This is a genomic window from Bradyrhizobium sp. (assembly GCF_049512235.1).
Taxonomy (GTDB): Bacteria; Pseudomonadota; Alphaproteobacteria; order Rhizobiales; family Xanthobacteraceae; genus Bradyrhizobium.
In genome coordinates, this window is sequence record NZ_JBEKXH010000084.1 from 1 (window position 1) to 18,866 (window position 18,866).

Annotated in this window: 20 protein-coding genes, 1 tRNA gene and 1 pseudogene; 18 read left to right on the top strand and 4 right to left on the bottom strand. The window is 62.3% G+C overall.

Annotated elements, in window-relative coordinates:
- Positions 1–148: 148 nt before the first annotated feature.
- The 3 genes from ABSG20_RS10555 (at position 149) to ABSG20_RS10565 (ending at position 3,658) form a co-directional block, all read left to right on the top strand.
- Positions 149–2,164 (top strand): acetyl-CoA carboxylase biotin carboxylase subunit, encoded by a 2,016-nt coding sequence (locus ABSG20_RS10555; RefSeq protein WP_423864447.1) that lies wholly within the window; start codon positions 149–151, stop codon positions 2,162–2,164.
- Positions 2,165–2,491: 327 nt separating this feature from the next.
- Positions 2,492–3,358, top strand: a complete 867-nt coding sequence (locus ABSG20_RS10560; RefSeq protein ID WP_423864448.1) for an isocitrate lyase/PEP mutase family protein — start codon at positions 2,492–2,494, stop codon at positions 3,356–3,358.
- Positions 3,359–3,658: an acylphosphatase gene (locus tag ABSG20_RS10565; RefSeq protein WP_423864449.1), complete on the top strand. Its 300-nt coding sequence runs from the start codon at positions 3,359–3,361 to the stop codon at positions 3,656–3,658.
- 55 nt (positions 3,659–3,713) lie between these two features.
- Here ABSG20_RS10565 and lipB read toward each other — a convergent pair whose 3' ends face one another.
- A complete protein-coding gene (lipB, locus tag ABSG20_RS10570; protein WP_423864450.1) occupies positions 3,714–4,439 on the bottom strand; it encodes a lipoyl(octanoyl) transferase LipB in 726 nt (241 codons plus the stop codon).
- A gap of 70 nt (positions 4,440–4,509) precedes the next feature.
- Between lipB and ABSG20_RS10575 the strand changes: the two genes are divergently transcribed.
- The 3 genes from ABSG20_RS10575 (at position 4,510) to ABSG20_RS10585 (ending at position 5,457) form a co-directional block, all read left to right on the top strand.
- Positions 4,510–4,752 (top strand): FliM/FliN family flagellar motor switch protein, encoded by a 243-nt coding sequence (locus tag ABSG20_RS10575; RefSeq protein WP_423864451.1) that lies wholly within the window; start codon positions 4,510–4,512, stop codon positions 4,750–4,752.
- Positions 4,753–4,833: 81 nt separating this feature from the next.
- Positions 4,834–4,918: transfer RNA gene (locus tag ABSG20_RS10580), tRNA-Leu, on the top strand.
- 164 nt (positions 4,919–5,082) lie between these two features.
- Positions 5,083–5,457: a hypothetical protein gene (locus ABSG20_RS10585; protein WP_423864452.1), complete on the top strand. Its 375-nt coding sequence runs from the start codon at positions 5,083–5,085 to the stop codon at positions 5,455–5,457.
- Positions 5,458–5,461: 4 nt separating this feature from the next.
- Here the strand turns inward: ABSG20_RS10585 and ABSG20_RS10590 are convergent, their stop codons facing one another.
- Positions 5,462–6,829, bottom strand: coding sequence for a polysaccharide deacetylase family protein (locus ABSG20_RS10590; RefSeq protein ID WP_423864453.1), 1,368 nt, complete (start codon positions 6,827–6,829; stop codon positions 5,462–5,464).
- Between the two features lie 371 nt (positions 6,830–7,200).
- Here ABSG20_RS10590 and mgtE point away from each other — a divergent pair, with 371 nt between their 5' ends.
- The 11 genes from mgtE (at position 7,201) to ABSG20_RS10645 (ending at position 17,077) form a co-directional block, all read left to right on the top strand.
- The gene (gene mgtE, locus ABSG20_RS10595; RefSeq protein WP_423864454.1) at positions 7,201–8,622 is read left to right on the top strand and encodes a magnesium transporter; all 1,422 of its coding nucleotides are present in this window, start codon (positions 7,201–7,203) and stop codon (positions 8,620–8,622) included.
- 201 nt (positions 8,623–8,823) lie between these two features.
- Positions 8,824–9,642 carry an aldo/keto reductase gene (locus ABSG20_RS10600; protein ID WP_423864455.1) on the top strand — a complete coding sequence of 273 codons (819 nt, stop codon included), beginning with the start codon at positions 8,824–8,826 and terminating at the stop codon, positions 9,640–9,642.
- A gap of 60 nt (positions 9,643–9,702) precedes the next feature.
- Positions 9,703–10,563: a hypothetical protein gene (locus ABSG20_RS10605; RefSeq protein ID WP_423864456.1), complete on the top strand. Its 861-nt coding sequence runs from the start codon at positions 9,703–9,705 to the stop codon at positions 10,561–10,563.
- Positions 10,564–10,685: 122 nt separating this feature from the next.
- On the top strand, positions 10,686–11,342 hold the full coding sequence (locus ABSG20_RS10610) for a glutathione S-transferase family protein (RefSeq protein WP_423864457.1): 657 nt from the start codon (positions 10,686–10,688) through the stop codon (positions 11,340–11,342).
- Between the two features lie 153 nt (positions 11,343–11,495).
- Complete coding sequence (locus ABSG20_RS10615; RefSeq protein WP_423864458.1) at positions 11,496–11,864, top strand: YidB family protein; 369 nt, start codon at positions 11,496–11,498, stop codon at positions 11,862–11,864.
- A 204-nt stretch (positions 11,865–12,068) separates the two neighbouring features.
- Positions 12,069–12,272 (top strand): hypothetical protein, encoded by a 204-nt coding sequence (locus ABSG20_RS10620; RefSeq protein ID WP_423864466.1) that lies wholly within the window; start codon positions 12,069–12,071, stop codon positions 12,270–12,272.
- A gap of 147 nt (positions 12,273–12,419) precedes the next feature.
- The gene (locus ABSG20_RS10625; protein ID WP_423864459.1) at positions 12,420–13,457 is read left to right on the top strand and encodes a hypothetical protein; all 1,038 of its coding nucleotides are present in this window, start codon (positions 12,420–12,422) and stop codon (positions 13,455–13,457) included.
- A gap of 15 nt (positions 13,458–13,472) precedes the next feature.
- Entirely contained in the window at positions 13,473–13,910 is a 438-nt protein-coding gene (locus ABSG20_RS10630; protein ID WP_423864460.1) for a DUF1489 family protein, read from the top strand.
- Positions 13,911–14,083: 173 nt separating this feature from the next.
- Positions 14,084–15,007 (top strand): division plane positioning ATPase MipZ, encoded by a 924-nt coding sequence (locus ABSG20_RS10635; RefSeq protein WP_423864461.1) that lies wholly within the window; start codon positions 14,084–14,086, stop codon positions 15,005–15,007.
- 320 nt (positions 15,008–15,327) lie between these two features.
- On the top strand, positions 15,328–16,185 hold the full coding sequence (locus ABSG20_RS10640; RefSeq protein WP_423864462.1) for an alpha/beta fold hydrolase: 858 nt from the start codon (positions 15,328–15,330) through the stop codon (positions 16,183–16,185).
- Positions 16,186–16,306: 121 nt separating this feature from the next.
- On the top strand, positions 16,307–17,077 hold the full coding sequence (locus ABSG20_RS10645; RefSeq protein WP_423864463.1) for a VWA domain-containing protein: 771 nt from the start codon (positions 16,307–16,309) through the stop codon (positions 17,075–17,077).
- A gap of 79 nt (positions 17,078–17,156) precedes the next feature.
- Here ABSG20_RS10645 and ABSG20_RS10650 read toward each other — a convergent pair whose 3' ends face one another.
- Both ABSG20_RS10650 and ABSG20_RS34880 read right to left on the bottom strand, forming a co-directional pair.
- The gene (locus tag ABSG20_RS10650; RefSeq protein WP_423864464.1) at positions 17,157–17,357 is read right to left on the bottom strand and encodes a DUF302 domain-containing protein; all 201 of its coding nucleotides are present in this window, start codon (positions 17,355–17,357) and stop codon (positions 17,157–17,159) included.
- A gap of 79 nt (positions 17,358–17,436) precedes the next feature.
- A pseudogene (locus ABSG20_RS34880) lies at positions 17,437–17,661 on the bottom strand (DUF302 domain-containing protein); the annotation flags it as partial.
- Between the two features lie 33 nt (positions 17,662–17,694).
- Between ABSG20_RS34880 and ABSG20_RS10655 the strand changes: the two are divergent.
- On the top strand, positions 17,695–18,426 hold the full coding sequence (locus ABSG20_RS10655; protein WP_423864465.1) for a DnaJ domain-containing protein: 732 nt from the start codon (positions 17,695–17,697) through the stop codon (positions 18,424–18,426).
- Positions 18,427–18,866 lie beyond the last annotated feature (440 nt).

Here is an 18,866-nt window from a genome sequence, read left to right on the forward strand (position 1 = left end):
CGCGCCACCCCTTTTGCCCCGGTATCATTTCCGGCATACTAAGCCGTTGCCTCTGTTTGGTTTTGCTGTACGAGGGAATTGTTCCACCCGCTCCCGCGTGCCAGATTGCGGCCGCGGGTCCCTACCAGAGATTGCAAGTGCGAAGTCCATGTTCAAACGTATTCTGATTGCCAATCGCGGCGAGATCGCCTGTCGGGTCATCAAGACTGCCCGCCGGATGGGGATAGAGACGGTCGCGGTCTATTCCGAGGCCGACCGCGACGCGCTGCACGTCGAAATGGCCGATCAGGCGGTGCTGATCGGGCCGCCGGCGGCGGCCGAAAGCTACCTGGTGATGGAGAAGATCGTCGAGGCCTGCCGCAAGACCGGCGCGGAGGCCGTGCATCCCGGCTACGGGTTTCTGTCCGAGCGCGAAGCCTTTCCGCGCGCGCTTGAGGCGGCCGGCATCGTCTTCATCGGACCCAACGCCGGCGCCATTGCCGCGATGGGCGACAAGATCGAGTCCAAAAAGGCGGCGGCGAAGGCCGATGTCTCCACCGTGCCGGGCCATCTCGGGGTGATCGAGGACGAGCGGCACGCGGTGAAGATTGCCGACGCCATCGGCTATCCCGTGATGATCAAGGCCTCCGCCGGCGGCGGCGGCAAGGGGATGCGGATCGCCACTTCGACCACTGAGGTCGCCGAAGGTTTTGGTCTTGCCAAGGCGGAAGCCAAGGCCTCGTTCGGCGACGATCGGGTCTTTATCGAGAAATTCATCGTCAATCCCCGCCACATCGAGATTCAGGTACTGGGCGACAAGCATGGCAACCTGATCTATCTCGGCGAGCGCGAATGCTCGATCCAGCGCCGCAACCAGAAGGTGATCGAGGAAGCGCCGTCGCCGCTGCTCGACGAGGCCACCCGCCGCCGGATGGGCGAACAGGCGGTCGCGCTGGCCAGGGCCGTGAATTACGATTCCGCCGGCACGGTCGAATTTGTCGCCGGCCAGGACAAGAGCTTCTACTTCCTGGAGATGAACACCAGGCTGCAGGTCGAGCATCCCGTGACAGAATTGGTCACCGGCGTCGATCTGGTCGAACAGATGATCCGGGTCGCCGCCGGCGAGAAGCTGGCGCTGGCCCAGAAGGACATTACGCTGACCGGTTGGGCGGTCGAATCGAGGGTCTACGCCGAAGACCCATTCCGCAATTTCCTGCCCTCGATCGGCCGGCTGGTCAAATACCGCCCGCCGGTCGAGAGCAGTCAGGACGGGATCACCGTTCGCAACGACACCGGCGTGCAGGAAGGCGGCGAGATCTCGATCTACTACGATCCGATGATCGCCAAGCTGGTGACGCACGCGTCCTCGCGCACTGCTGCGATCGAGGCGCAATCGACCGCGCTCGATTCCTTCTACATCGATGGCATCCGCCACAATATTCCATTCCTGTCGGCTTTGATGAACCATCCGCGCTGGCGCGCCGGCGAACTTTCCACCGGCTTCATCGCCGAGGAGTTTCCGAAGGGGTTTGCGGTTCGCGTGCCCGAAGGCGAGACCGCGCGCCGGCTGGCTGCGGTTGGCGCCGCCATCGATCACGTGCTCGGCGAACGCAAGCGGCGGATCTCCGGCCAGCTCAACGGCCGGCTGGTGCAGCGCGAGCGGCGCCGCGCGGTATGGCTCGATCGCAACGAAACCGCGCTCGAGATCGGCCGCGCGAGCGATGGGATCACGGTGAGCTTCGTCGGCGCCGACGGCCTGTCCGGGCATCCGCATCACCTGGTGTCGCCGTGGAAGCCGGGCGAGCCGGTCTGGCAGGGCACCATCGATGGTCTTCGGGTGGCGATGCAGGTGCGCCCGATCCCCAACGGCTTCCGTCTCGCCCATCAGGGATTTGAGGTTGCGGTCAGTGTCTTTACCGAGAGCGAGGCCAAGGCGGCCCGGCTGATGCCGGTTGGCGCCAAGGCCGATATCGGCAAGAAGCTGTTGTGCCCGATGCCCGGGCTGGTGGTCTCGATCGCCGTCAGCGAAGGCCAGGAGGTCAAAGCGGGCGAAACGCTGGCGGTGGTGGAAGCGATGAAGATGCAGAACGTGCTGCGTGCCGAACGCGACGGCACGGTGAAGAAAATACACGCCGCCCCCGGTGCGACCCTGGCCGTGGATGCGGTGATTCTCGAATTCGCCTGAGCGCGCCACGTAGAGGATTGATTCCGTGAAACCTGTTATTTTAAGCCACGATCCTTGGCCTCTTAGGCCACGAGCATTGGCCTCTCACTCCCTCTCCCGCTCTTCGCGGGGGAGGGTGGGGTGGGGGCGCGGCATCGGCGGTGCTGGTTACCTATGTGGCCGCGATAGCCTAACGATGGATTTTCGCCCGGAGCTTCCCCCACCCCAACCCTCCCCCGCGAAGTGCGGGAGAGGGAGCGCAGCATCGCAAGCTTCCATATGATTGGCATTTAGGAAAACGCTGGGCTGGGCAAGAGATTGCAGGACTTTATTTAAAAGGATTTCCTGATGGCTTTCCGGGACCGGCGTGAGGCCCTGCGTGCGATCCTGTCGGGAACTACCTGCGTTCGCCCCGGCTCGGTCTATGATGCGGTCTCGATCCGCATCGCCTGGGACCTCGGCTTCGAGCTCGGCATGTTCGGCGGCTCGGTGGCTTCGCTCGCGGTGTTAGGGGATCCAGACATCGCGCTGATTACGCTGACCGAACTCGCCGAGCAGATGCGACGGATGTCGCGCGCGGCCGAGTTGCCGGTGCTGGTCGATGCCGACCACGGCTATGGCAATGCCTTGAATGTCCGCCGTACGGTCGAAGAGCTGGAGATATCCGGCGCCGCCGGCCTGACCATCGAAGACACCTTGCTGCCACAGGCCTTTGGCGAGGCGAAAACCCAGCTGATTCCGCTCGCCGAGGGCACAGGCAAGATGAAAGCGGCGCTGGACGCGCGCTCTGATCCCGCTTTGGTCATCATCGGGCGCACCTCGGCGGCGTCGATCTCAGGCCTCGATGATGCGATCGCGCGCGCCCGGGCCTTTGAGGCTGCTGGCGTCGATGCGCTGTTCTTCACCGGCCTCAAGAGCCCGGCGGAACTGGAGGCCATTGCAGCGGCGACCAGACTTCCGATCGTGCTCGGCGGCGTGCCGGAAGAAATGTCCGATTCCCGTACGCTTGCGGGGCAGAGGGTCAGAGTAGCGCTGCAGGGTCACGCGCCGTTCGCGGCTGCCACAAAGGCGGTTTATGAGACGCTCAAAGCGTTGCGGGAAGGATTGCCGCCGAAAGCCTTGAAAGGGCTGGCGTCCTCCGAACTGACCGGCCGCCTCACCCGCGAGGCGGAGGTGAAGGCGCGGGCTGCGGAATTTTTGGGACTGAAGCGATAGATGTGCACCGCGATTTGTCAGGTGACGATCCGGGGCAGGGTGCAGGGCGTCGGTTACCGCGCCTGGGTCGAAAACCGGGCGCGGGCACACGGACTGGAGGGCTGGGTGCGCAACCGCCGGGACGGCAGCGTCGAGGCGCTGTTTGCGGGGCCTGCGGACGTGGTCGCCGATCTCATCGAGCGTTGCCAGCGCGGGCCTTCCACGGCCCGGGTCGATGACGTTGCCGAGCAACCCGCCGATGCCGATGCGCTGCATCTGCGGCGCCCGGGAGAGCGGTTTTCGGTACTGCCGACGGCGTGAGGACACCCTTCGCCCGATTTGCGGCAAGCACACCCAAGGCGTGTTTCTCGCGTAGTTACAACGACATAATGGGCGTTTTTGAAGCGGAGCCGAATACGGCCTCGAATTCCCAGCGCAATGCGATGTCGACATCCGCCATCGTCACGGGATGGCCGAGATCGACCAGGCTGGTGACGCCGTAGCGCGGGTCGGTGACGCCGCAGGGCACGATCGCGTTGAAGTGGGCCAGATTCGGTTCGACATTGATGGCGATGCCGTGGAACGAGACCCAGCGCCGCAGCCGCACGCCGATCGCGGCGATCTTGTCTTCGAAGCCCGGCCCCTTGTCCGGCCGGCTCACCCAGACGCCGACGCGATCCTCGCGGCGCTCGCCGCGGACATTGAAGGCCGCGAGCGTCCGGATGATCCACTGCTCAAGGCCTGCCACATAGGCCCGCACATCGGGCCGTCTTCGTTTGAGGTCTAGCATCACGTAGGCTATGCGCTGGCCGGGCCCGTGATAGGTGAGCTGCCCGCCGCGCCCGGTGGCAAAGATCGGGAATCGGGGGTTGAGCAGGTCAGAGGGCCTGCCGCTGGTGCCGGAGGTGTAGAGTGGGGGGTGTTCCAGAAGCCACACCAATTCGGGTGCCTTTTGGGCGGCGATATCGCCGACCCGCGCCTCCATGGCCGCCACGGCTTCGAGATAGGGCACCGGCGCTTCCGATATCAGCCATTCCTGTACGCCGCCGCCGTCAGGCCGCGAGAGGCGCGTCAGATCAAGGCTTTGGCGGTCGTTAACCATCGGCTAACCATAACGTGTTGAAGATCTCTGACGGCAGCAATTTTGCATCCGGCAGTCCGGTCAATTCCCAGTGCCAACCCTCGATAAAGTCAGTGTAGATCTGATGGTGGTGCTGGGCACCACCACCATGCCCATCCATCAGGTGATGCGGCTGAGCCGCGGCGCCATCATCGAACTGGACGCCACCGAAGCGGACGAGGTCAAGATCCTCGCCAATAACCTGCCGGTCGCCACCGGCGTGGTGCTGGTCGATCGCAACCGTATCGCGGTCGAGGTCAAGCAGATGCTGCCGCGACTGCCTGGCAGCCGATAAGCCGGCGATCGGCCCCGCGGGCCTTGTCCCCCCATCCCTGATTTGTTACATCGGCGCCGTTGACGATCCCGATCTGTTCAAGCGCTCGTGGCGGAATTGGTAGACGCGCTGCCTTGAGGTGGCAGTGAGTAAAATCGTGGGGGTTCGAGTCCCTCCGAGCGCACCATTTCAAGAGTGCTGGGCCGATGCCGAATTAAAGGCGTGTACGCGGTCCTGCAACCAGATTATGTTCGCAGCGACAGAATCATGGTGCTTTCCGTCGATGATTGAAATCTGGCTTCCGGCCGGGGCGTCAACACTGGCCTGATTGCCAAGTGATAGGAAACCCGCATGAATCTCCTGGGCTATTTCTATCGGGTGGTCTCCAACTTTGTATTTCTGGCGCTGGTTTACGTCAGCCTGAACTTCCTGGAGCAGTATCAGCATCGTGCAATCGTTGCCATTCTGCTCCTGATCTATGCCGCGATGCGCTCGGTTTCGGCGTTCCGTTCGTTCCACTTCTTCCAGTGCATCGAGCGGCTCGAGGCCGACGCTCGGCGTCTTGCTGGCCTGGCCGGGGATGGGCCCGTCGCATCATCCACGCGCAGGAAGATCGTCAGCGACGTTGCCAGTCTGCGTCACGCCGGCGAAATAAAGTCCTACATCGATCTGTTGTTCCTCACCCTGGTCATGGTGCTGTGCATTGCAAAGATCGTGACGGATTGAGCCGTTACGCGCTCCTTTTCTTGAGCTGAACCAGGTGCTTCAGTTCGCGCCGGCCGCCATGCGCGGTAACCCGGCTGCCGTGACCGGTCGGGTGACGCTTGCCAGATCGTCGGGCGTGTTCGCCCTGCCTTCGGGGGCGCATGCGCCGCGATTCGCCGGAATCGGCGGCAATAAGTTTTGCGATTCGGTCTGTCCGACGGTCGGCCTGGACCGTTTGTTCCTGATGATGTGAGGACATGGCCCAGGCTGCGTAGGATTTCTCCGCCATCTCGAAAACGCTCGCAGCCGGGACCGGCAGCGCGATGGCGCCGCTCTCGGACGAAACCGGCCATCGCCGGGGCCAGGGCGCCTGCCGCGGCAGCGGAACGCCGCGCGTGCTCCGGCTGGCGTGATCCAGCAACTCCGCCAGCGTCATCGACTGCAGGTCACGCCAGTCCAGATCCGAGAAAGCGGGGGCGGTAAGCTCGCCGCCGTCGGCAAAAACGAAATTCGGAATTTCGGGCCACTGCGAAATCGCCACCGTTTCCGAGGGCGGATGCAACTGCCATTGCAGCGGTTCCGTCGGGGTCGCGGGCTGCTCCGGTGTCGCCGGCACGACGTCAACAATGCGATAGCCGCGCACTTTCAGCTCATGCAGGATCCTGGGCAACGCGGCGACCGTCCGCGCCTGGATGTCGTGCAGCAGCAAAATGCCTTTGCCCTTTTGCTCAAGCCGCTTCATGGCGAGTTCGTAGACGCGCGATGAGGAGATATGCCGCCAGTCGTCGGCCAGAAAATCGGCGCTCCATACCTGGATGCCACGCGAGGCGAGATAGTCCTCCACGCCTTCGGCGCGAAGCAGGCCAGGGATGCGGAAAAACGCCGCCGGCGCGCCATTTCCGAGCGCAGCGGTGACCGAGGCGATGCCGTCATCGATCTCTTGCCGTGCGCGCTCGATCGGCATCCGGTTCATGCTGAGCGGATGATCCTGGCTGTGGGTGCCGATCGTTTGGCCAGCGTCGCGCAGCTTGCGGACGCCTTCCGGATAGGCCTGGGCCATTCGGCCAATGGTGAAGAAGGTCGCCTTCACGCATTCCGCGGCGAGAATATCCAGAATTTGATTGCTGTTCCGCGGCAGCGGCCCATCATCGAAGGTCAGGACCACCTCGTGATCTTCGAGCGGCAGGGTTTCGGCATATTGCATGGTGCCGATGCGCGGATGCGCCTTCGGATCGACCACCAGGGTTCGCGAGGTGCCGAGTGCGTCGGGGTGGCCAGGGCAATCGGCCGCCATGACCGTCCGCGAGGTAAAACAGATAAAACAGAGGAGTAATCCCAGCGAAATGGCTCTCCATTGTCGTTGGCGAACACCAACGCACACATTACCGATCATGAAACACCGTACCGATCATTAAAACACCGTCCGCAATCCGATTGAGGCAACAACTCACTGCCCGCAGCACTGTCAAACGGCAGCCGGCTGTCTGAGTTCCCACCGCATGATTTCAGGATCAGGGGACGCCGTCAAATGCGACGCCGGGTACGCCGGGACCGGTCGGCACCCGATGCACCGGGTGATAATCCATGGTCCCGCAGATGGCGAAGAAAGCCGGCAGCACGACGGCGTTTCGCGCTTTCGGGTGAATTAACCGCAAGATTTTGGCGGCGCATATTTATCATTGCGCTTGGTGTTGCCTATTGGCTAATGCCTGAAGCGACCACTCAGACGAGTTGAGCAATCCTGTCAAACCGGCGAGGCGCGGCATGGCCGAAGAAATCGACGTCGCGCAACCCGCCGATGCGACGGTAGTCGCTTCGCTCCCGATGCGTGAACAGGATGGCGAAATTCGCCGCGAATTTGTCGAAGAAATCGCGCGCGCGATCCATGCCGCCGATCGGCCGCTGCTGCGAGCCGTCGTGGCGGAACTGCATGAGGCCGATCTCGGCGATTTGATCGAGGCGCTCGAACCGGACGACCGCGTCAGTCTCGTGGAGCTCACGGGTACTGACTTCGACTTCTCGGCCCTGAACGAAGTCGACGACGCCGTTCGCGAGGAAATCCTCAGCGAACTCGAACCCGAGACGGTCGCCGATGGCGTCCGCGAGCTGGAATCCGACGATGCCGTCGAATTGCTGGAGGCGCTGGACGAAGCGGGCCAGGAGGAAATCCTCGATAAGCTGCCGCTATTCGAACGCGACGCGCTCGAGCGCAGCCTGGAATATCCGGAAAATTCGGCCGGACGGCGGATGCAGACCGAATTCATCGCAGTGCCGCCGGACTGGAATGTGGGGCAGGCGATCGACTATATGCGCGACAAACCGAACCTGCCGGGGCGTTTTTACGAGATCTACGCGGTCGACAAGGCGCAGCACTGGCACGGCGCGGTGGCGCTGGATGCGCTGTTGCGCTCGCGGCGGCTGGTGCCGCTGACCGAGCTGATCGACGAAGACCGTCGCCGCGTCTCGGTCACCGATGACCAGGAGGAGGTGGCACGGCTGTTCGGCAAGTACAATCTGGTCGCCGCGCCGGTCTTCGATGCCGCGGACCGGCTGGTCGGCGTCATTACCATCGACGATGTGGTTGACGTTATCGAGGAGGAAGCCGACCAGGACCTCAAGGCGCTCGGCGGTGTCACCAGCGACGAAGCATTATCCGACACCGTCTGGACCATCGCCAGGGGCCGCTTCAACTGGCTGTTGGTCAATCTTGCCACCGCTTTTCTGGCATCTTCGGTGCTCGGCCTGTTCGAGGGGCAATTGGAAAAAATGGTGGCGCTGGCGGTGCTGGCACCGATCGTTGCGAGTCAGGGCGGCAATGCCGCGACCCAGACCATGACGGTGGCGGTGCGCGCGCTCGCCACCCGCGAACTCGGCTCGCATAACGCGTTGCGCGTAGTGTTGCGCGAAGGGCTGGTCGGCCTGGTCAACGGTCTCGCATTCGCGGTCATCACCGGCATCGCCGCGGTGCTTTGGTTCGGTATCCCCGCGCTTGGCGTCGTGATCGGACTTTCCATCATCTGCAACCTGGTGGCCGGCGCGCTCGGCGGCATTCTGATCCCGATGGTGCTGGAGCGGGTGCGGGCCGATCCGGCGGTAGCGTCGGGCACGTTCGTGACCACAGTCACCGATGTGGTCGGCTTCTTTTCCTTTCTCGGCATCGCGACGCTGTGGTTCGGCCTGAGATAGGTCGATGCGCGAGCGTATGCATCGTTAATGGGACCTTAACGCGCATCGCCGACGAAAAAGCATCGATTTCGGAAAGAATCTCTATTTCGAAAAAGGCTTGATAAGGCTTATTTTCGAAAACAGGCCTGATTTCCCGCAGCCCTTGGTTGGCAGCGCGACGTCCAAGGGACATAATGGGGCTTGATTTGAGGTGTCCGCGAGATGCAATCCATCGAGGCCAACGGCGCCACAATTCCAGCCATCGGGCTCGGTACCTGGGAGCTGCGCGGGCGAACCTGCGCGCGTCTGGTCGAGCAGGCCTTGAAACTCGGCTATCGCCATATCGACACCGCGCAAGTCTATGAGAACGAACGCGAGGTCGGCGAGGGGCTGCACGCCTCGAGGCTAAGGCGCGACGATGTCTTCGTCACGACCAAAGTCTGGACCACCCATTTCGCGCCCAACGATCTCGCGCGATCCACCAAGGACAGCCTGACAAGGCTGCGGCTTTCCGAGGTCGATCTGTTGCTGCTGCACTGGCCCAATCCACACGTGCCACTGGCGGAGACTTTGGGCGCGCTGGCGCATGTCAAAAAACTCGGCATGACCAGGCACATCGGCGTTTCGAATTTTACCGTGGCGCTGCTCGATGAGGCCGTGGCCTTGTGCCCGGAACCTCTGGTGTGCGACCAGGTCGAATACCATCCCTATCTCGACCAGACTAGGGTCAAGGAAGCGTGTGCGCGACACGGACTGGCTCTGGTCGCCTACAGTCCGGTGGCGAAAGGCCGCATCAAGAACGACCCGACGCTGGCGCGGATCGGACAGGCCCACCGCAAGTCCGCAGCCCAGGTCTGCCTGCGCTGGCTCGTGCAGCAGAATGTTTGCGCTATACCGCGGACCTCGCGGATCGAGCGGCTATCGGAAAATATTGACATCTTCGACTTCACGCTGTCCGACGAGGAAATGCTGGAGATATCGGCGATGGGAAACCCCAAGGGGCGGCTCACCGATTTCGGCTTCGCGCCGAAATGGGATTGAGGCCGCCGCATTGGCCGCTATGCTGGTTGGAAGGGCGCATCGCAATCTTGATCACGAACAATGGAACCGCGGCAGATCATAGGCACGGGCATCACGGCATCGGCAATTGCTCATCTGTCGGTTCTGGCGCTCGTGATATTCTTTACCGAGGTGCATCCCTTCAGTTCGGTCGCGCCCGAGCCGATCGCGGTTGATCTGGTTTCGCCGGCGGAGGTAAAACCTTCTCCTGACAAGGACGAGCCGCTTGCCACGCCCAAAGCCGAGCCCTCCGAAGCCTTTAACCTTTCTTCCAATCCTGGCTCGCAACCCGCACCCTCGGCTTCGCCACCGCCCGTGGCCCCAGCGACGGCGGCAGCGCAGCCACAACAGCAGTCGAAACAGCAAGCGGCGGCGCCACCACCGCGTGCCAACCAGCGGCAGACGAATGCCAGACCGCAAACAACCAAGCCGCAGCCGCCATCACCTTCGCCGCAACCCGCCTACACCTCGCCCGAACCGGATCTAACCGTCAGATACGGTGTGATGCTGGGCCTGCCTTCGCAGCTTCCCGCGAACCGACCGCAAGGCAAATCCGAGGACGGTTTCGACGCCCCGGCGTCTGCGTCTGCCGACATTGCTTCCAGCCTCATCGCGGAGTTTCGGCGTCATCTCAAGACATGCTCGAAGTTGCCGGCGGCAATCGCACCCTCCGACGAGATCGAGATCAAGTTGCGGGTGGTCATGACACCTGAAGGCAGGCTCGCAGCGGAACCGGTCCCGATCGGGGTCAAGCACCCGTCGGAGAATGGGCCGGCGCTGTTGCAAAGCGCCATCACCGCGCTTCATGCCTGCGAGCCCTACCAGATGTTGCCGGCGGAGCGATACGGCGAATGGAAAGTACTCGACTTGAGCTTTACGACACAGGATTTTGTCGGGGATTAATGATGACTTTGGTCGCTAAGGTCCGACGCGCCACCAGCTCCCACCCGGCATCGAGGTGAAGGCGTGGGTTGAACGCTCACCATGTGCCATGGCAGGATGGCAAGGCGGAGGATTGTTTTCGTATGACGCTGCAGCTCGTGATCGGCAACAAGAACTATTCGTCGTGGTCGATGCGACCGTGGCTGGCGCTGCGCGCCAACGCCATCGCCTTCGAGGAAATCTTCATCCCACTCTATACCGGCCAGGCCGACAAACAACGGATCCTGAGTTTTACCCGTTCGGGCAAGGTCCCGTCGCTGATCGACGGCGAGGTCACGATCTGGGACTCGCTTGCCATCATCGAGTACATCGCTGAAAGGTTTCCGCAGGCGCTGCTGTGGCCGGAGGATCGGGCGGCGCGGGCGCATGCGCGCTCGATCTCCGCGGAGATGCATTCGGGCTTTCCGGCGCTGCGCAACGAGTGCGGCATGAACCTGCGCCGGCCGGTCCGCGCCGTTGTGCTGTCGGCGGACGCGCGCGCCGATATCGCGCGCATCCAGCAAATCTGGATCGAGTGCCGCGAGCGCTATGGCAAGCTCGGGCCGTTCCTGTACGGATCCTTCAGCGCCGCGGACGCGATGTACGCGCCGGTGGTGCATCGCTTTCTGACCTACGCCATCGAGGTGGCGCCCGCGGCGCGGCATTTCATGGATGCGATGATGTCGCTGCCGGCCTTCCAGGAATGGACCCGTGCCGGGCTTGCCGAAACCCTCGTCATCGAGCGATTCGAGACGGCCTGAAGCGCGCAGCCTTGCGCGGAGTTTGCAGCGCTGCCGGCGCGACGGCAGCTTGCAGTCCTCACACCGATCGTCATCGCGGCTTGACTGATCGCGGCGAAAGCGATCTTTGTCTCGAACCGCGCTTGCTGGATTCAAGCAAAAAGGACCTGGGCCATGGGAATTCTCGATTCGTTGGAAAATTCAGAACTCTTCAAAGGGGCACTCGGCCAGCTCGAGGCGGCGGTGGTCCCGGTCGTGCTCAGTGAAGTGCTTGGTAATGGCAGCCAGGGCGGGCTCAATGCGATCGTCGCGAAGCTGCAGCAGGCGGGCTTCGGCGATCAGGTCAAATCCTGGATCGGAAACGGCCAGAACCTGCCGATCACGGCGGAGCAACTGCAGCAGGTGCTGGGCAGCGAAACCGTCAAGCAACTGGCCTCGCGGTTCAATCTCCCTATCGATCAACTCGGCAAGCTTCTGGCGCAACAGCTTCCCTTGGTGGTGGATCACGCCAGCCCAGACGGCAAGTTGCCGCATACCGCCTGAGCGCTGCGGTACCCGGAAACTGGCAGGTCGGCAGGCGCGGGGCCGGTGAAGCGGCAAATATCGTACTGAAAAAGCTGTGAAATAGGCGTATTTGCCTTATCCCGATGCGGCTGGCCAACGCCGCTGCCACTGTGCTATATAGCCGCGGGGTTTTTTTGTCGGCCGTTGCAGCGGGACCGTTGGCGCGTCCGACGTTTTTGCGTGATGGAGAGGGCGTTGAAGCATAAATTCACCGTTGGAGAGACTGTATATTTTACTGCGAGCAATATCGCGCGTCCGGCCGCCAGCGGGACCTACGAGGTGGTGCGGCTGCTTCCGACCGACGGCGATGACTGCCAGTATCGGATCAAGAGCTCAACCGAGGCTTTCGAACGGGTGGCCAAGGAAAGTCAGCTCGACATTTCCTGACGAATTGCGCTTGTGGCCGGGTAAAGCGAATTCCATTTCGCCCGCTGTCGAAAGGCCCGAATCGCGGAGCCATTCTGCGAGAAGCTGCGGAGAAGACGCATTCACCTCAGCTGAATGCGTCTTCTGCTGGGTTAAGGGATTTCGCGCATGAATTGGGCATGGGCTGCATCGCTCGACCGTCTCTGGAGTTCGCCGGCGTTTCCGATGTGGCTGACCGTGGCCGCGGCGGCCTTCTTTGCGATCATCCTGTTCGTCACGCTGCTCCGGGCCGACAAGTCGGTGGCCAATGGCGCGCTTACGGTCATCGCGCTGCTGGCGATCGGCATCAGTGTTGCCACCGGCATTCGTGGGTCCGTGCCGGACGGCAGGCTTGCGTCCGCCGATATCCGATCCTCCAGCCCTGCGCTGCCGGCATTGTCGTGTATCGACGATCTAGCGGGCGATGCCGTTTTGACGGCCTGCGAAAAGTCGTTGTTCGCATCCGCCGAATCGGTGGCGGCGGCGGTATCTTATGCTGCCGCACAGATCACCCGGCTGACCGAGCTGGGCGATGCCGCGGTCGCCGACAAAAGCATGACGCCTCAGTTGCAAAGGCTGCGCCGCGTCATCGAACGCGACCGATACGGCCTGATGGCACAGGTGTTGGTTACGCGGGACCGATGCAGGCCGACGGCGTGCCCAGCTTTCCGCGCACTGACCGATACCCGTCAGATCATGGCCGACATGGATGATCGGGTCTATGATGGTTTGATTGCGCGTTATGCGCCGTCCTGGAACGCGCCTGCCCCGCCGCCGCCGCCGCCGGCCACGCAAACGCCGGGGCCGGTCGCGGCACTTCCGCCGGGGGTGCCCACGGGCAAACCTACCAACGCGGATTTCCCGACGGCGGCCTCGACGCCGCCGGTCAGCATCATGACTCCGGAGCCGGTCGCGGGGCAGGCTGCGCCTCGCCTGCCGGCATCGTCGCCGGCAGACAATGCGCGATTGCTGTCACCGCGCCCGACCGCATCATCGGTTGCGCCGGCGCCGGCCAAAAAGCAGACGGTGCCGAAAGCGTTGCGGGCGGCCGCGCCGGTTCAACTTGGGCCGGCCACGCCGCCTGCCGGAGCGCCGGCTGCCGGGGCGGCAGCTCCCGGGGAACGCGCCCCCGCGGCGGCGAATGAATCATCCTTTCAGAAACCATAGCTGAACGTCACAATCATGTCGCTCCATCTGATCAAGCTTGCCGTTGGCTGCGAGTCGGTTAAGGAACTCAGGAGCTGGGTTGCGGAGCGGATCCGGATCGCGAAGAAAAAGGGTCTGCCACTCCACCATGTTCACGTCACCCGGATGACGCCGAAACGCGTTGACGAGTTGCTGGCGGGCGGCTCGCTGTACTGGGTCATCCGCGGAGAAATCGCAGCCCGCGAAAAAATCGTTGCGATCGAGCCGTTCCGGGATCGCGACGGTATCGGACGGTGCCGGCTGGTGCTGCAGCCCAAGGTCGCCGCGGTGCTGCCGCGGCCGATGCGCCCGTTCCAGGGCTGGCGCTATTTCGCCGAGAGTGACATCCCCCCGGATCTCAAATCCGCGGGCCCCGGCGTTGCGGATATGCCCGAGCCATTGCGCCGTGAACTGCGCGAACTCGGACTGCTCTGACCGAAATTTGGCCGCCAACGTCAGCGCGTGATCCGCGGGTAGAAATCGAAAACGCGGCGGCGCCGGGCGTCTGATTAATGATTAAGGCAGACGATCAACGATTCAAGTGTGTTGTGAACCATTTCACTTGACCGGAGTCGTACGTAATTTGATGATATAGAAAGGGGGAAATGATGCTGGTGCAGGCTAGTCAGAGGCAATCGGGTTCGGCACATGTCGTTGTGCTGGGCAATGAGAAGGGCGGTTCGGGCAAATCCACCACGGCCCTGCATATTGCTGTGGCATTGATGAAGGCAGGCCAACGCGTCGCCACCATCGATCTCGATTGCCGTCAGCAAAGCTTTACCCGTTACATCAACAATCGAATCGCCTGGGCGCGACGCACCGGCCTGAACCTGGAGTTTCCCGTGCACCGCTGCATCAGGCTTGGCCAGACCATGCAGATCGCCGACAACGAAACTTCCGAATTACAGCAATTCATGGACGCCGTGACCGCGGTCGAGCGGACATTCGACTTCATCGTGATCGACACGCCGGGGTCGGATAGTTATCTGATGCGTCTGGCGCACTCGATGGCTGATACGCTGGTGACGCCGATTAATGACAGCTTCCTCGATTTCGATGTGCTTGGTACCGTCGATCCCGCGACCTACGCCGTGACCGGCGAGAGCCACTACGCCGACATGGTGCGGGACACCAGGCGCAAGCGCCGCCAGCTCGACGGCGCCAGCACCGACTGGATCGTGGTCCGCAACCGATTGTCGATGATCGGATCGCGCAACAAGCAGCTGGTGGCCGAGAGCCTCAAGGATCTGTCGTTCAAGCTCGGGTTCCGCTCGATCGACGGTTTTGCCGAACGCGTGGTTTATCGCGAATTTTTTCCGCGCGGGCTGACCGCGCTCGACGATATCGACGAGACAACGCTCGGCACCCGTCCGAGCTTGGGGCACGTCACGGCGCGCGAGGAGGTCACGAGCCTGCTGCGCCAGCTTAAACTGCCGCTCGATGAGCGCGGACGCCGTCGCGCAGCCAACCGTGCGGAGTGGTTTAGTCAGGTCGACAAGCCACTCGAACTGCACGACATTATCAGCGCCTGAAGCATCACCTCGACTATCCATTTGGCAGTAAGATGATACCTATGGGCCGGCGTTTTCGACGCGGGTGCCGAACGACGCCTCGGAAATCGTATTTTACCCGCTCTTTACTGAAGATTTGAACCCTCCGTTGATCGGTGGCATCCAAAGATGTCGACCGTCGCCTACTATGCTGCGCATCTGCGCACCTACGGTGCACCGCACAATGAACAGGCGGTGAACTCACAATATTTGATCTTCCTGTCACGTCGCCGTGACATATATTAAACACGGAGCAAGCCTAGGTTATCAGGGCTTTCGACTCTGGCTGGTTGAGGATGAACATGAAGCGTGGAATTGCAGTCCTGTTTTCGCTTGGCGCGCTGGTTGCGGTCGGGTATTTCACCGCGAGCAAATGGGCGATCCGCCATGAAACCATTACCTTCCGCGACCCGGCGCGCGACAATCGGCCGGTGGAAGTCGACATCGCGGTACGCCGCGACAAGGAATTGCAGGCCAACGCCGGAATGATCACCTTGCCGGTGGCGATCCTCAACCACGGCAACACTGTCAAATTCACCGAGTACTCTTTTCTGGCCAACGTGTTTGCCGCTCGCGGCTACGTCGCGATCAGTATCCAGCATGATCTGCCAACCGATGCGCCCATGGTGACGAAAGTGGGCGAACTCTATGTCGGCCGTCTACCGCAATACCAGCGCGGCATTGCCAACATAAAGTTTGCCGTCGAGGAAATGAAGAAGGTTCAGCCGCACGCGGATTATGATCATCTGACCATGGTCGGACATTCCAATGGCGGCGACATCACGATGTACTTTGCCAAGATGTACCCTGATGAGATCAAGAAAGTCGTCACGTTGGACAATTTGCGAGTGCCGTTCATGACGGACGGCAGATTTAAGATTCTGTCTTTCCGTTCCAAGGATCCGCAGTTCAAGACTGATCCCGGCGTCATTCCAGCTGCAGAGGTCTGTGAGAAGTCCGGCATAAAGATTGTGCAAACCGGTTTCCAGCACACCGACATGAGCGATCGCGGTCCGGATGAAGTCAAGTCGAAGATCCAGGGCACGCTCGACAAATTCCTCGAGGAGGAAGGCCCGCTCGGCCCCGCCGAGACAAAGTCAAGCCCGCCGTTCATGACCGATGCCGGGCCGGTCGCACCCTATGCGCCGGTCAACAACTGACGGTTACCGTAGACCCCTATCGAAGCTGGATCGTGGCGTCGTGACGACTGACGCATGCCGCCTGCATTGACCGCCCGCCGATCCCGGCCCACATAAGGCTTGCAGCAAATTGCGAGCGCTGATGTCCGGCGAACCTGTGAAACCGAAATCCGCAGCCGAAGTGTCCTCGGCGCAGAAGGCAGCGGCCGGCGAGGCCGGCGGGTTGCCTGAGGCAAGACCGTCCGCCTCCGAGGACATTGCCGCCTTCGTCGCCAAGGCCCGCGCGATGTCGCCGCACGCGGTCGGCGCCAGGGGCCGGCTGATATTCGCGCTTGACGCCACCATGAGCCGGCAGCCGACTTGGGATATGGCCTGCGCGCTGCAGGCCGACATGTTTCGCGAGGCGGCGGCGCTTGGCAGTCTCGATATCCGCCTTGTCTACTACCGCGGCGACAGGGAGTGCCGCGCCACCGGGTGGATTTCCGACAGCGCGCAACTGGCAAGGCTGATGGGAAAGATCGATTGCCGCGGCGGCAATACCCAGATCGGCAAGGTGCTGACAGAAGCGCGGCGCGAGGCGGTCGCCTCCGCCGTGCGCGCGGTGGTCTTCGTCGGCGACGCCATGGAGGAAAAGGTCGATGCGCTCTGTGCCAAAGCCGGCGAACTTGGCCTGCTCAAGGTGCCAGTATTCATGTTTCAGGAGGGTAACGATGCGGCAGCCGAGCAAGCATTCAAGGAAATCGCGCGTCTTACCGGCGGCGCCTGGTGCAGGTTCGATCCGGGCGCCGCAGCACAATTACGCGAGCTATTGCGGGCGGCAGCGGCCTATGCCGCCGGCGGACGCGAGGCGCTGCAGCTGATGTCGAAGAGCGGGAACGGCGCGGCCAGGTTGCTCGGCCAGATATCCCGGTGAGGTAATCCCGGATCCCGGCTTGTCGAATGCCGAACCATGCCGCGGGAGCCATCGACCGCTTGAGCCGACGTCGCTTGCATTACCCCGTCGTTGCGGCCTTCGCCACGGCTTGCAGAGCCGCCGTCATGGCTTTGACTGTCGCTGCCGTTTCGCCGCCCAATCCGTGCCGCTCCGCCAGCCAGACCGGATCGTTGTACGAAAGCCAGGTGGCGCCCGATGTATCCTGCCAAACCAGCGCCTTCAGCGGCAGGTCGATCCCGGTGGTCTGAACCGAATGCATCAGCGGGGTGCCGGCTTTGGCATTGCCAAAAGATCAAGACCTCGGTCGGCGGCAGCGACAGCCCGGCCACAGCCGCCCCTTCGGCATGGTCGATACGGGCAAACACGGTCATGCCCTTTGCTTTTACTTCGGTCTCGAGCCGGTTCATCGTATCCTTCGGCCCGAGGCGGCTCGCCACCGTTATCAATCCCTGTGCCGCCATGTTGCACTCCTTCGTCATCCGGTTGCGGTCGGACGCAAGAATAGCGCATCCATACAATCGCCGGAAAGGTTCGGCGGCTGGCTTCTCCGGGAGGTCCGGCATGCATTTTATCCCTGACTTCACTATATACGGTGCATGCCTACCCTGATCGCCGGCGTAGTCGCCGTTATCCTGCTCTACTCGCTGCTGCAGATGTTTCGTGCGGCCAATCCAGTCGTGCTCGCGCGCACGCTCAAGATTGGCGGTGGCGTCGTGGCGCTTGCAGTCGCTGCCTTCACCGGCATCAAGGGCGAACTCGCAGTCGCCATCCCGCTCGGCATCTTTGGCGCGGGGCTGCTTGGCTGGTCACCGTTCGGCACATCGGGGTTTGCCAATATCGGCGGTATGTTCGCAGGCGCAGGCGCGCAACGCTCGCCGGGGCAGACATCTCGAGTCCGCTCGCAATTTCTCGACATGACACTTGATCATGACAGCGGCGGCCTGCGGGGCGAGATCGTGGCGGGTCCGTATGCCGGCCATTCTCTGGACGAATTCGATCTGCCGCGGTTGGCGGCGATGATTTCAGGCTTTGACGCCGAAAGCGTCGCGCTGCTTGAAAGCTATCTGGACCGCAGGTTTCCCGCCTGGCGTCAGGACGCGCAGGGAAATCCGGCAGGAGGGCAGGGCCGCGCGGCGGCGAGCGGCAAAATGACGGACGAGGAGGCCTATCAGATCCTTGGCCTGCAGCCGGGGGCGGGGCGCGACGAAATCGGGCGAGCACATCGCGCGCTCATGAAGAAACTGCATCCCGACCAGGGGGGGTCGACGTACTTGGCTGCCCGTGTAAACGAGGCCAAGGATACCTTGCTTCGCGCTCATCCCAACTAACTCCGGCAAACACTAAACAAACGCTGCAAACCAAAGGTTTCTTTGCCCTTGCTCCGGCCGACGCCCCGTTGCTGCCCGCCGTTATCCGGCGTGGACGATCGATCGTCCGGCCATTTTAACCCCCAATTCTTGACGAGAGATTGCCGCAACGCGGTTATTTGCAAATCTCGACCGCCGAAAAATAAAAAGCGCAAGAATCACGCCGCATCAGCATGGGCCGCGCTTGGCGCTCCAGGTCATGATCCAATTACATTGAATTGGATCATTGTGGCGGCGACAGGTTCAGTTCTTGACGGTGATGCAGGAGATGTCGGAGCGCTTTAAGGTCCGGCAGACCGCTTCGGCCCGATCGCGGTCGAGGCCGGCGAAGCGGGCTCGGAACAGCTTTTTGTCGCCTTTGGCGACGACCGGTTCGGTAAACGGATCGGCATTCGCAAGCA